Annotated in this window: 11 protein-coding genes and 2 pseudogenes; 9 read left to right on the top strand and 4 right to left on the bottom strand. The window is 67.9% G+C overall.

Going from position 1 to position 13,010, the window contains the following annotated elements:
- Window positions 1-61 precede the first annotated feature (61 nt).
- Entirely contained in the window at window positions 62-790 is a 729-nt protein-coding gene (locus F5544_RS23730) for a GntR family transcriptional regulator (protein WP_167475235.1), read from the bottom strand.
- Window positions 791-908: 118 nt separating this feature from the next.
- Here F5544_RS23730 and F5544_RS23725 point away from each other — a divergent pair.
- The 4 genes and pseudogenes from F5544_RS23725 (at window position 909) to nagA (ending at window position 5,438) form a co-directional block, all read left to right on the top strand.
- A pseudogene (locus F5544_RS23725) lies at window positions 909-2,299 on the top strand (sugar porter family MFS transporter).
- On the top strand, window positions 2,296-3,201 hold the full coding sequence (locus tag F5544_RS23720) for an N-acetylglucosamine kinase (protein ID WP_167475234.1): 906 nt from the start codon (window positions 2,296-2,298) through the stop codon (window positions 3,199-3,201). Before F5544_RS23725 ends, F5544_RS23720 begins: the two are co-directional and overlap by 4 nt.
- A 79-nt stretch (window positions 3,202-3,280) precedes the next feature.
- Window positions 3,281-4,299, top strand: a pseudogene (locus F5544_RS23715) (SIS domain-containing protein).
- Entirely contained in the window at window positions 4,296-5,438 is a 1,143-nt protein-coding gene (gene nagA / locus F5544_RS23710) for an N-acetylglucosamine-6-phosphate deacetylase (RefSeq protein WP_167475233.1), read from the top strand. Before F5544_RS23715 ends, nagA begins: the two are co-directional and overlap by 4 nt.
- 4 nt (window positions 5,439-5,442) lie before the next feature.
- Here the strand turns inward: nagA and F5544_RS23705 are convergent, their stop codons facing one another.
- The 3 genes from F5544_RS23705 to F5544_RS23695 form a co-directional block, all read right to left on the bottom strand.
- Window positions 5,443-6,237, bottom strand: coding sequence for an ESX secretion-associated protein EspG (locus F5544_RS23705; protein ID WP_167475232.1), 795 nt, complete (start codon window positions 6,235-6,237; stop codon window positions 5,443-5,445).
- A complete protein-coding gene (locus tag F5544_RS23700) occupies window positions 6,234-8,417 on the bottom strand; it encodes a hypothetical protein (RefSeq protein WP_167475231.1) in 2,184 nt (727 codons plus the stop codon). Before F5544_RS23700 ends, F5544_RS23705 begins: the two co-directional genes overlap by 4 nt.
- Window positions 8,418-8,541: 124 nt before the next feature.
- Window positions 8,542-9,291 carry an NADPH-dependent F420 reductase gene (locus tag F5544_RS23695; RefSeq protein ID WP_167475230.1) on the bottom strand — a complete coding sequence of 250 codons (750 nt, stop codon included), beginning with the start codon at window positions 9,289-9,291 and terminating at the stop codon, window positions 8,542-8,544.
- Between the two features lie 108 nt (window positions 9,292-9,399).
- Here F5544_RS23695 and F5544_RS23690 point away from each other — a divergent pair, with 108 nt between their 5' ends.
- From F5544_RS23690 to F5544_RS23670, 5 genes are all read left to right on the top strand, one after another.
- A complete protein-coding gene (locus F5544_RS23690; RefSeq protein WP_167475229.1) occupies window positions 9,400-10,230 on the top strand; it encodes a helix-turn-helix domain-containing protein in 831 nt (276 codons plus the stop codon).
- A gap of 29 nt (window positions 10,231-10,259) precedes the next feature.
- The gene (locus tag F5544_RS23685; protein ID WP_167475228.1) at window positions 10,260-10,739 is read left to right on the top strand and encodes a PPOX class F420-dependent oxidoreductase; all 480 of its coding nucleotides are present in this window, start codon (window positions 10,260-10,262) and stop codon (window positions 10,737-10,739) included.
- Between the two features lie 212 nt (window positions 10,740-10,951).
- Window positions 10,952-11,389 carry an SRPBCC family protein gene (locus tag F5544_RS23680; protein ID WP_167475227.1) on the top strand — a complete coding sequence of 146 codons (438 nt, stop codon included), beginning with the start codon at window positions 10,952-10,954 and terminating at the stop codon, window positions 11,387-11,389.
- Window positions 11,390-11,466: 77 nt separating this feature from the next.
- On the top strand, window positions 11,467-12,312 hold the full coding sequence (thiD, locus tag F5544_RS23675; protein WP_167475226.1) for a bifunctional hydroxymethylpyrimidine kinase/phosphomethylpyrimidine kinase: 846 nt from the start codon (window positions 11,467-11,469) through the stop codon (window positions 12,310-12,312).
- Between the two features lie 33 nt (window positions 12,313-12,345).
- Window positions 12,346-12,981 carry a maltokinase N-terminal cap-like domain-containing protein gene (locus F5544_RS23670; RefSeq protein ID WP_167475225.1) on the top strand — a complete coding sequence of 212 codons (636 nt, stop codon included), beginning with the start codon at window positions 12,346-12,348 and terminating at the stop codon, window positions 12,979-12,981.
- Window positions 12,982-13,010: the final 29 nt, after the last annotated feature.

Raw genomic sequence — 13,010 nt, 5'->3', positions numbered from 1 at the left:
GCCGCAACGGATTACGCTCCGGCCGTGCGTGGGCTGCGGACGGCTTCGCCGACGGCGCCGATCAGGCGCGGGCGACGAATCGGAATCGGTCGCCGCGGAAGGCCGAACGGGTCCATTCGATCGGGCGTCCGGCCGGATCGCAGGCGCGCCGGTGGACGAGCAGAATCGGCGATCCGGTCGCGACGTGCAGCAGATTCGCCTCGGTGGGTGTGGTGAGCGCGGTTTCGACGGTGTCCTCCACCGCGGCCACCTCGATGCCGTAGCACTCGCGCAGGGTGGCATAGAGCGAACCCTTCTCGGTGAGATGCCGTTCCAGCTTCGGCAATCGGTCGGCAAGATAGGCGATTTCGAAGACCAGTGGTTCATCCGCGACCGAGCGCAGGCGCTCGAGGCGGTGCACCCGGCGGCCGGGGGCGATGGCGAGTTGTTCGGCGACGGTCTCGTCGGCGGGCACCCGCGTCAGCGACAGGATTTGGGAGCCGATCTGCTGGCCGCGGGCCTGCAGATCATCGGTGAGCGAGGTCAGCTGCCGGATGTGCACCACCTTCGGCGGCGCGACGAAGGTGCCGCTGCCCTGTACCCGGCGCAGCACCCCCTCGGCGGCGAGTTCGGCGAGCGCTTTGCGCAGCGTGGTCCGTGACGTGCCGAGTTGTTCGGCGAGTGTGCGTTCCGGCGGGAGCGGGCTCGACGACCGCATCGTGCCGATGAGCTCGCGCAGGGCCAGTTTGGTGTCGTAATAGCGGGGCTGGGGCTGCGTGGATCGCAGGGCGGCCCCGGTGTCGTTACCCATGCGTAGAACCTACCGCTCAACCCTCCGCTTGACGGTCGAATTGGTGTATGCCAATCTCGTGTCCGACAAATTGGTGTACACCAATTCCTTCCCCTGATCAACGGTGAGAGGCGAAGATATGCGGTTCGTTGACGAGCTGCGGGCAGCGCCCCGGCTTGGCGTGCTGGTCGGGGTCGCGGCCGCCAGCGTCGGGGTGATCTACGGCTACGACCTGTCCAATATCGCGGGTGCGCTGCTGTTCATCACCGACGAATTCGGCCTGACCACCCATCAGCAGGAGCTGCTGACCACCGCGGTGGTGATCGGGGAGATCGCGGGCGCGATCGGCGGCGGCATGCTCGCCGACCGGATCGGCCGTAAGCGATCCATGGTTCTGGTCGCCGCGACCTACGGGGCGTTCGCGCTGCTGTCCGCGTTCTCGACCGCGCTGCCCATGTTGGTGGCCGCCAGGCTGGCGCTCGGGATCACGATCGGTATCTCGGTCGTGGTGGTCCCGGTTTTCGTGGCGGAGGCCGCGCCTGTGCGGGTGCGCGGCGCGCTGCTCGTCGCCTATCAGATGGCGACGGTGATCGGCATCGTCATCGGATATCTGGCGGCCTACCTGCTGGCCGGATCGCACAGTTGGCGCTGGATGCTCGGTCTCGCGGCGATCCCTGCGGTCTTCACCACGGCGCTGCTGATCGGATTGCCCGACACCGCGCGCTGGTACGTGATGAAGGGCCGGATCGAACAGGCGCGCCGGGTGCTGCTGCGGGTGGATCCGAGCGCGGATATCGAAACCGAACTCGCCGAAATCCAGCGCGGCCTGTCCGAGGAATCCCGCGGCGCCCTGCGCGAAATGCTGCGGCGCCCCTACCTGCGGGCGACCGTCTTCGTGGTCGGGCTCGGGTTCTTCATCCAGATCACCGGTAGAACGCCATCGTCTACTACAGTCCGCGACTGTTCGAGGCGATGGGTTTCCACGGCTATTTCGCACTGCTCGTATTGCCGGCACTGGTGCAGGTCGCGGCGCTGGCCGCGGTGCTCGTCGCACTGCTGCTGGTCGACCGGGTCGGTCGGCGGCCGATCCTGTTGTCCGGCATCGCGATGATGATCGCGGCGAATGTCGTGCTGATCGCGGTCTTCACGGCCGGATCCGAATTCGGCGGTGTGCTCACGGTTCTCGGCTTCGGCGGGGTGCTGCTGTTCACCGTCGGCTTCACCTTCGGCTTCGGCTCGCTGGTGTGGGTCTATGCGGGCGAGAGCTTTCCGGCGCGGCTGCGGTCGATGGGTTCGAGCGCGATGCTCACCACCGATCTCGTCGCCAATGCGATCGTCGCGGGCTTCTTCCTGACCATGCTCGAATCCCTCGGTGGCGCTGGCACATTCGCGGTGTTCGGGGCGCTCGCGGTGTTCGGGTTCGGCTTCGTGTACCGGCTGGCGCCGGAAACCAGGGGCCGCAGGCTGGAGGAGATCCAGGAGTATTGGGAGAACGGCGCGCGCTGGCCGGGTGCGAAGGTGCGGCGATGAACGCCGTTCTCGGACTGGATATCGGCGGCTCGAAAACGATGGCGGTGCTGGCCGAGGCCGGGATCGTCATCGCGCGGGCGCGGGCGGGCAGTGCCAATATCGCCTCGGTCGGCCGGGCCGAAGCGGGCCGTCAGCTCGACGTGATCCTGGAAGCCGTTGGCGAGCACGACATTCGGGCGGTGTGCGCGGGAGCCGCGGGCGCGGATACCCCGGAGATGCGCGACCGGTTGCGGGAGCTGCTGTCAGAACGGTTGCCGCACGCGGAGATTCAGGTGGTGCACGACAGCGAGCTGGTGCTCGCCGCCGCCGGGGTGGACGAGGGCGTCGTGCTCATCTCGGGGACCGGCTCGGTCGCCTGGGGCAGGTACGCCGGGCGCACGGCACGTGCGGGCGGCTGGGGTTATCAGCTGGGTGATCAGGGCAGCGGGTACTGGGTGGCCCGCCAGGCGGTGCGCGCCGCGCTGGCCCGGATCGACCGCGGCGAACCCGCGGACCGTCTCGGGTTGGCCATGGCCGCCGAATGCGGTCTGCGCTCTACGGAACAACTGCTCGAACACTTCTACAACAACTCCGACCGCAGATACTGGGCTCGGCGCGCGCACGTGGTGCTCGAACTGGCGGCGGCCGGTGATCCGGTGGCGCGGGCGATCGTCGCTCAGGCGGTCACCGACCTCGCCGATCTCGTCGGCACCGTCACCGGCAGGCTGCGCTGCGCCGGACCGGTGATCGCCGCGGGCGGACTCGCGGTGAACGAACCGCTGCTGCAACGCGAACTGCGTCGCACCCTGGCCGAGCGGGGTATCGACGATATGCGGGTACTCGATGCCGACCCGGTGCACGGCGCACTGCGGCTGGCGCGGGGCCTGCTCGAAACTTGCCAACCACATCAAGGAGTGAAATGAATACAGCATCGCGTAGCGATTCGATGAGGGCGGTGGTCGGGCGACGGGCGGGCCCGACCAGGACCAGCCCGGCGCGCTCATGGCGGCCGAGATCTCCGAACAGCCCGCGGCCTGGCAGCGGCTGCTCAGCGAGGGCACCGACGCCATCCGGCAGGCCGCCGCCCGAATCGCCGAATACCAGCCGCGTTTCGTCTTGTTCGTGGCCCGAGGCACCAGCGATCATGCGGCGCTGTACGGCAAATATCTGGTGGAGATCCAGCACGCACTGCCCGCCGGGCTCGTCTCCCCGTCCACCATGACCATCTACGGCTCCGCGCCCGATCTGCGCGATGTGCTGTTCATCGCGGTGAGCCAGTCCGGCGGATCGCCCGACCTGGTGCAATCGGTCGAGGTCGCGAGGCGTCAGGGCGCGCTCACCGTCGCGCTCACCAATAACCCCGCATCCCCGCTCGCGGCCGCCGCCGAAATCCACGTCGACATCCTGGCCGGCCCGGAACGCGCGGTGGCGGCGACCAAGTCGTACACCGCGCAGCTGCTCGCACTGTATCTGCTGCTCGACTACGCGCGCGGTGGCGACGGCGCCGACACCGATCGGCTGCCCGCGCTCGGCACCCGGGTGCTCGAGTCCGGGGCCGGTCTGGCCGCGGCCGCCGAGCGGTACCGGTTCGCCCAGCGCCTGATCACCTCGGCGCGCGGCTACTCGTACCCGACCGCTCGGGAGGCCGCGCTGAAACTGATGGAGACGTCTTACCTTTCGGCACAGGCGTTCTCCGGCGCCGACCTGTTGCACGGGCCGCTCGCCACCGTCGACCCTCGGTTCCGGTGCTGGCGATCGTGCCGGAAGGCGCGGGCGGCACGGCGATGCGGCCGGTGCTCGCCCGGCTCGCGGAATTGCGCGCCGATGTGTTCGGCGTCGGCGCGGCCGATGCGGTGTCCGACCTGGCGGGCGGGGTCGTGCTGCCGACCGGTGTGCCCGAACCGCTTTCGCCGCTGCTGGAAATCCTTCCGCTGCAACAGCTCGCGCTGCACCTGGCGATCGCCCGCGGCGGCGATCCGGACCGGCCGCGCGGGCTGAAGAAGGTGACCGAGACGCTGTGACGCTGATCAGCGCGGGCACCGCGGTGCTCGACGGTCGGATCTGCCGACCCGGTTGGATCGAGGTGGTGGACAACAGGATCCACGCGTGCGGCGCCGGAACACCTTCCCGCGCGGCGGATATCGAGCTGCCCGATGGCGTTGTCGTGCCCGGATTCGTCGATATGCACGTGCACGGCGGTGGCGGTGCGTCCTATTCGGCGGGCACCGTCGCGGACATCCGCGCCACGGCCCGATTCCATCTGCGGCACGGCACCACGACGACCATGGCCAGCCTGGTGACCGCCGCGCCGGACGAATTGCTCGGTGCGGTAGCCCGACTCGCCGACGAGGTGGACGCGGGCACCGCCGCCGGAATCCATCTGGAAGGCCCGTGGCTGAACCCGGCCCGCCGCGGCGCGCACGCGCAACGGCAGCTGCGCGATCCGGACCTCGCGGAGATCGACGCGCTGCTGCGCGCGGGCCGCGGCGCGATCCGGATGGTGACGATCGCACCGGAACTACCCGGCGCGCTGGCGGCGATCGAACGGCTGGTGGCCGCGAATGTCGTTGTCGCCGTGGGACATACGGACGCGACCTATGAGCAGACGAAGGCCGCGATCGATGCGGGCGCCAGCGTCGGCACCCACCTGTTCAACGCGATGCGCCCGCTCGGCCACCGGGAACCGGGACCGACCCTCGCGCTGCTCGAAAATCCCGGTGTGACGGTCGAACTCATCGCCGACGGCGTGCACCTGCATCCGTCGCTGCCGGCACATCTGGTGCGCAGCATCGGTGCCGAGCGGATCGCTCTGGTCACCGACGCCATGGCCGCGGCGGGCGCCGCCGACGGGGAGTACCGGCTCGGTCCGGTCGAGGTGACCGTGGCATGCGGTGTCGCGCACGTCACCGGGACGTCGACCATCGCGGGCAGCACCGCGACCATGCATCAACTCTTCCGTACCGCCGCGCGCACCGCCGGACCCGATCCGGATGCGGCGCTCGTCGCGGCCGTCCGGATGACGGCGGCGACACCGGCCGCCGCATTGGGCCTGACCGAGGTCGGTCAGCTGCGTCCGGGGCTGCGGGCCGATCTCGTGCTGCTGAATCGGGAGTTGGATCTGGTCGGCGTCATGCGGCGCGGCATACTCGAGGCGGTGTAGCGGGTCATCGTCGCTCGTCGTCGATGACCGCCATCACCTCCTCGATCCTGCTGTCGATCATGGCGACCATCCGCTTGCGGTCCGCTGCGACGGCGATCGGCGGATGTTCCCCCTCGACGAGGTAGCGGCCGTCGCCCTCCAGATCGCGCAGCTCCAGCCGGTGCCTTGTCATCCCGCGCGGACCGAAAAGCGAATGGGTCTGGATGATTTCGATGGTTCCGAGCCGCTCGGCCGGGGTGCTCAGAAATCGTTTCGAGCGTTCCCGAACTGTGTCGTCGAAGGATGCGCGCACCTGTGAGCGGCCGAACCGGTAGTCGATCTCCCCGGCGGTGTCCATGGTGGACAGCACCACCTCGGCATCGCGTCCCGCCGGACAGTCGGGCAGCGCGGCGACCACCGCGGCGGCCAACTCGTGCGCATCACCCTCGCTGATCACGAAACCGCTGCTGTGCCGGTAGGTTTCGCCCGGCAGCTGGGTGACCAGATAGCACCGGTAGTCGAGCCGGACGCCGTAGAGCCGGATGCGCGCTCCGGCCCGCACCCGGTCGCGATCGTCCCAGGCGTTCAGTTCGATCCGCAGTTCCGGTCGCTGCAGCGCGGCGAGTACGGACTTTATCTCCGGGTCGTCGCGGGCATACAGCGCGTCGCGAGCCTTGGCCTTGTCCTCGAGGAGTTCGTCGAACCATTCGGTGCGGCTGGCGAAGGTCAACGGCCTGGGCAGGAATCCGGCGCGCTGATCCTCCCATAGCACGAAGAATTCCATATCGGAGAATTTCCACGCGGTCCGCAAAGAACTCAATCCTCGTCCTGGATAACGTCTTTGGTGACGATGGGGGCTTCGCCGAATGCCTCGGCCAGATATTCGGTCGATTCGAGATAGTAGGCCCGCTTGTGTTCCTTCTCCTGGCCCGCGCTCTTGGCGGCGCTGCCGGGCGCGCCCGCGGCGCCGGGAGCACCCACCGGCCCGCTGACGGCGGGCAATCCGGCCCGGCCGACCACCGAACCCGGTGTAATCGACGCGCGCGGAAACAGTTTCGACGCCAGCAATGCCTCGCGCGACAGCGGCGCGGCGGATCCGGGGCCCGGTCCCGCTTTGATTCCCGGTCCGGACGCGAGGTTCTTCAGGTCCGCGGCATTGGCCGAAGGTAGGCCCGCCGCAAGGTTTTTCGCCTGATCCTGGAGGCCGTTCGCAAGCGCCTGCTGCGCGGCGGACAGGCCCTGGGTCGCTTGCTGCATGGCCTGGTCCATGCCTTGCATGCCCTGCTGCGCCGATTGGTTGGACTGGCGTTGCAGATCGGCCGCCTGCTGCTGTGCGCGTTGGTCGTCCGCGCGGGCCTGGGCCTGTTTGTCGGCGGCCTGCTGTGCGGCGGCCTGCTGCGCCGCCCAGGCCTGTTCGCGGGCGAATTCCTGTTGCTGCGCTTTGTTTTCGGCGTCCTGCATGGCTTGCAGGTCGCGGGCGCTCCGCCCGCCCGGCGCGTCGAGCAACTTGGGGTTGGACGGTCCGTTGTAGGTGCGTAGCGCGGCCGGATCGATACCCGGCCCCGGACCCGTATGCGGCGCACTGGGATTCAGGCCCGGTCCCGGACCCATCGGCAGCACGGGCAGGTGTCCGCCCGGACCGGCATGTGCGGTGGGATCCGGCCCGATGTTGGTCGGACCGTTGTACCGGATCGGTGGCAGTGAACCGGGACCCGCGGGCAAGCCGTTGGGGAGCCTTCCCGGTCCACCCGGACCGGTGTGCAATGCGGTCGGGTCGATTCCGGGTCCCGGCCCCGAATGCAGTGCGGCAGGGTTGATTCCGGGTCCTGGTCCCAGATGCATTGCGGTTGGGTCTATTCCGGGTCCGGGACCCAAATGCACGGTGCCGGGACCCGGGCCGGGTCCTGGTCCGGCGAACGGCCCGGGTCCGGGCCCTGGACCGGCCGTGGTGAGATCCGCGGGCGCCACCGTCGGATCCGGCAGCTTCGGAATCGCCGTGCCCGACTGGTTGATTCCGGGCTGATACCAATTGGTGAAGGCGAATTGGGACGTCTGTGACTGGTCCATGTCGGTGCCGCGCCACGCCGGATCCCAGTTCCCCGGCATCCATGCCTTGGTGTTGTCCAACCATCCGGAACACAGCCACAGACCGTGCCCGATGGCCGTCACATCGTCGGCGAGCGCGTTGGCCTGCGCGTTGTAGATCTTGGCGGCGTTGATCGCGCCCTGGATCCCGTCGCCGGTCCACTCCTTGTTCACCTCCATCCGCGCGAGGCGGTCGGTGAGATTGCCGAAGGCCGAACTGATGTTGTCGCCGACCCACGACCAGACGGTGCTCTTGTCCGCGATCTTCTGCGGGTTCATGCCGAGGCCCGCGTTATAGAACCACTCCGTATCCTTGTTGTACGGGTCCTCGACCCGGATCGGGTCGATGTAGTGGCCATCCTTGCTCGAACTGATGGCCGCCAGCTTGTCGATCCGGTATTTGCCCTGGCTCTGAATGGCGAGATCGGAAATCAGATTCTTGTCGTCGTAGGATGGCAGGCCATCCAGCTTCTGATTGTTGAATTGCGGCGGCTTCACCGCGCCGTCCAACGGGATCGAGCCGCCGGTGTCGTACGCCCGCGCGGTGGCCTCGTGCTGCAGCCTGTCGAAATTCGCCGCCGAGTCGTGGTCGCTGCTGTCGTACAGATTGCCCGCGGTGTAGAACGCGTCGACCATGTCCTGCAGCAGCTTCATATGCTTGTCGAGAATGTCGCTCAGGCGCCCGCCCTCGATATTGAAGCGGTCCGCGAGGGTCAGCGCCGATTGCAGAAATCCGTTGTCGCTGAAGCCCTGATGGTCTTTCAAGAGATAGGTGAAATCTTTGGCGACCGATACCCAGTAGGCCGCGTCGGCGGCGAAGTTCGCGGCCTCGTTGGCCACATCCTTGCTCACCTTCACCGTTCCGTCGCGCCCGGCCTGTGCCACGTTCTTCCACAGGTTGTCGTAGTCACCCATGTCTACTTCCTGACTAACTCGGGTGAGGCACAACGGATTCGCCTCGTGCTCATCGTGGCACCGATAGATGATGAGCAGTGCGCGACGAGGCGAACTTTACATTCGCTTGAGCTTGCCGCGGGGGCTATCCGTTCTCGGCGCTCGGGAGCCGGGCCTCGCCCGCCGCCAGGCGGGTCGCGGTGTCCACGAGCTTTCGCAGTTGTGTTGCGGGAACGGGGATTCCGTCGATTCGCCGGGTCCAGCGGAGAAATTCGCCGACATCCATGGCGGGCATGTCGCCGAGGTAGGGGCGAATGTAGGCCGAGGTATTCGGTTCGATGCGCCAACTGTCGGCGAGTGTTCCGGTATCCACCGCGTCGTAGCCGAGGAGGTCCAAGAGCTGGGTCGCCGCCGCTTTGGCCTGCGCGTCGTCCCCGGCGATCGGCAGGGCGCTGCGATCCGGCGCGTCGGCGGAGCGGGCGAGTGCGCTCAACTGGTGCGGGGTAATCGTGTTGAACGCCTTGACCACTCGGGATTTCGCGAGGCGCCGCTGGAGCAGCGCGCTGGAAGTGAGCTCGGCGGAATCCAATTCGGGCATATGCCAGTCCCTTTCGGGATAGTAGTTCGTCGTGTCCAGCACCGTCTTCCCGGCCAAGGCCGCGACCGGGAGCCGGTCGTAGGCATGCAATGGAATCGCGACCACCACCAGATCCGCCTCGGCCGCCTCGGAAGGCGTTGCCGCGGTGGCTCGCCCACCGAGTTCGGCGACGAGATCGGCGAGTGTTTCCGGTGTGCGCGAGTTGCTCAGGATGACGTCGAGGTCGGCGGTTACCGCGAGGCGGGCTACCGCTGCGCCGATCATTCCGCTGCCGATCAGTCCGAGTGTCGGTGACACCGCATATCTCCGTTCGTATTCCGGTTCAGCGACTGTCAGCCTGAACGCACATCCACGGCCAGGCCAGATCCGTGTCGTGGGTACTCACGGCGTGAGTAGGGTTGTCGTGTGGATGAGCGGGCGGAGCTGAGCGAATTCCTGAAATCACGCCGGGCTCGCCTGCGCCCGGCGGATGTCGGACTGCGCGATTACGGGCGGACGCGCCGGGTCGCGGGCCTGCGCAGGGAGGAATTGGCCCGGCTGGCCGGAGTCAGCATCGCCCACTACACGCGTCTGGAACAGGGTAGGGGAGAAGGTATTTCGGACGAGGTGCTCGACGCCGTCGGCGCGGCGCTCGACCTCGACCGGGACGAGCGGTCGTACCTGCACCAACTGGCCCGGCGACCGCGGCCGTGCGCAGAGGACACGTTCGAGCCGGATATGCCTACCGGACTGCGTCACTTGCTGGCGGCGTTTCCGAGGACGCCGGCGCTGGTGATCGGCAGACACACCGACATCATCGGCTGGAATCCGCTGGCCGTGGCGGTATTCGGTGACTTCGCCGCCATGCCGCACGGCCGCCGCACCCTCTCGCATCTGCTGTTCACCCGGCCGTCCGCGCGCGAACTGTACGGAACCGATTGGCCGCGTGTGGCATACGAGCACGTCGCGCATCTGCACGTGCTGCTCGGGCGCTATCGCGGGAATCCTGGACTCGCGGCGCACGTCGACGAAATGCGGGAGCTGAGCGCGGATTTCGACCGGATGTGGCCGAATCATCCTGTCGCACAGGTCAGATCGCGGGCCTACCTGCTGCGCCACCCGATCGTCGGCGAGCTGACCCTGCGACGCGAGCTCATCTCCCTACCCGACGCACCGGCCTGCTGCGGCCTCGAACTGTTCGCCGCCGAACCCGGTTCGGCATCGGAGCGGGCGCTGCGCGAGCTGGCGAATCGTTAGCCGGTCGCTGGCATGGCCGGCGTGACCCGATGCTTGCGGATCCCGCACGTCGGCCGGGATCATCGGGCGCGGGCGGTAGCGTTGCTGCTGTGTCCGAGGAGATTTCGCGATCGCACTATGTGTTGTTGACGACGTACCGGCGGGATGGTACCGCGGTGGGGTCGCCGTTGTGGGCGGTCGAGGATTCGGGTCGGCTATATCTGTGGACCGAGACGGATTCGTTCAAGGTCCGGCGCATCCGGCGCGATCCGGCGGTGACCGTGCAGCCCTGTACATTTCGCGGTGCCACCCACGGTGCGCCGCGGCGCGGCCGCGCCGAACTGCTCGACGAGGCGGGTACCGATCGAGTGCGAAAGATGTTGGCGCACAAGTACGGGATGTGGGGTTGGCTGGCGGTGCGCTGGCCGTGGCCGTCGTATTTCCGGCCGTCCAAGAAGCTGTTCCGCGATATCGTGACCGGCAATCGGCCGGCGACGATCGGCATCGAGATCGCCTTCGATCCGGCCTAGATCCATTCCGACAACTATTGCAGCCGTACGCCGGGGTGAATTCCGGCCCGGGTCGATGAAGACCGAATCCATAAAGCGAATATCGGCGGGGCGCCGCGGAACCATTGTTGCGCACACAGCGAGTTCGCAGGTTCTGCACTGGGTGACATGACCGGCACGGCGTGTAAAAATGCGTTCTGCGAATGGTGTCTAGCGAAAACGGATGTCGTCGGATGAAATCGATCAGCAGGACCGGCGGTGAAATACCGGCGTCCCGGGACGAGGTCTGGGCGGTGGTCTCCGATCCGGCCCGGAATACGGAGTGGGTGCCCTGGCACGACCGGTGGCTGCGGGAGCCGGCCGCCCCCGTGACGCGCGGTCGCGGCATCCTCGAACAGGTGACGGTGTTCGGTTCGACCCACACCATCGAATGGACGGTCACCGACTGGACGCCGCCGCAGGCGATCCGGCTGGCCGCGGTCGGCCAGCACGGTCTGTCGATGGTGTTCGTCACCCGGGTCGATCCGGTCGACGAGAGCCGGTGCGCAGTGACATTCGAGTTGGCGCTCGACGGGCCGGTCCTAGAACAGGTGCCCATCGACGCCATCGAATCCGCGGTGGGCGCCGAGTTCGAAACGGCATTGGCGCAGCTCGAGAAGCTCATGAGCTGAGCATCCCCGGGGGAAATGCTCGGCGGCGTGCGGGGCGCTTGACCGTGCCGGTGCGGCATACCGGAAACTGTTGTCCCGTGAGACTTTTGCCGTTGCCGCCGGATGGCCGGACCCCGGCCCGGGTACTGACCATCGGCGGAACCGATTCCGGCGGCAGTGCGGGCATCCAGGCCGATTCCCGCACCATGGCGCTGCTCGGCGTGCACGCCTGCGTGGCGGTGGCCGCAGTGACCGTGCAGAATTCGTTGCGCGTCAGCGATTTCCACGAGATCCCACCGCAGACGGTCGCCGATCAGGTGCGAGTTGTCGTGCAGGACATCGGGATCGGCGCCGCGAAGACCGGAATGCTGGCCTCCGCGGGCATCATCGAAGCGGTCGCCGAGGTGTGCGGTGCGGTCGGTATCGGCGGGGACGGGACGATCCCGCTGGTGGTCGATCCGGTCGCGGCCTCCATCCACGGCGACCCGCTGCTGCACGCCTCCGCGCTGGATGCCTTGCGGCACACGCTGATTCCGCTCGCCACCGTGGTGACCCCGAATCTGGACGAGGTGCGCCTGCTCACCGGAATCGAGGTCGTCGACGACCGCACCGCGCGCCGGGCCGCCGAATCCCTGCACACGCTGGGGCAGCGCTGGACGATCGTGAAGGGCGGCCACCTGCGCACCTCCGCCTTCAGCACCGACCTGCTCTACGACGGCGAAAAATTCCACGAGCTGTCCGCGCCCCGCATCGCCACCGTGCACGATCACGGCGCGGGCGACACCCTCGCCACCGCGACCGCCTGCGCCATCGCCCACGGCCACGACATCCCCTCGGCCGTCGCCTTGGCGAAGGAATGGACCACCCGCTCCCTGAGCGCGTCCTACCCGCTCGGCGCAGGCCACGGCCCGGTCTCGGCCCTGTGGCGCCTGCGCGAGCCCTGAGATCTCGATCCAGGGGCCTGGCATGATTGCCGGATGGCGATCGTGCACGACACCACCATGCGGCCCACCAAGCTCGAATTGCTGACCCGGTGGCTGCCGACCCGTCCCTGGTACGTCGGCGAGCGGACGCCGGTCCTTGCCAAGGCGGGCGGCTTTCGCGTCGATGATCCGGCAGGCGCGGTCGGGATCGAATTCCTGGTCCTCATCGACAGCTCCGCCGCCGAACCGGCCACATACCACGTTCCCATGACCTATCGTGGCGAGCCGCTGGAGGGCGCCGACTTCGCGCTGATCGGCACCTCCGAACACGGCGTGTTGGGCACCCGATGGTTGTACGACGCCACCCGCGATCCGGTATTCCTAGAACAGGCCGTTCGCCTGCTCGCCGCCGTCGCCGTGCCACAGGATCAGAATGTCAGCAATAAGGCCGACCCATCGGTGCAGGTGCGTGTTCTCGAACTCGGTTCTCCCGCAGCCGGTTTCGACGCGGCCGCGGTCACCGACACCGATCTGTACACCGAGATCGTCCTCGAGACCGGGCGTCTGCTGATACATCGCCGTCTCGGTATCGGTGGCGTCGCGGACGCGCCCGGCCAGGCGCGCGTGCGGTGGTGGACGCTCGAAGGCCTATCCGCCGACGATGTCTTCCTGAGCGCGGTCCCGTCCTGACGGCACATTTAGAACGTGCCGGTCGAGCC

Source organism: Nocardia arthritidis, from assembly GCF_011801145.1.
GTDB lineage: Bacteria > Actinomycetota > Actinomycetes > Mycobacteriales > Mycobacteriaceae > Nocardia > Nocardia arthritidis_A.
This window is presented reverse-complemented; position numbering and strand designations above follow the sequence as displayed.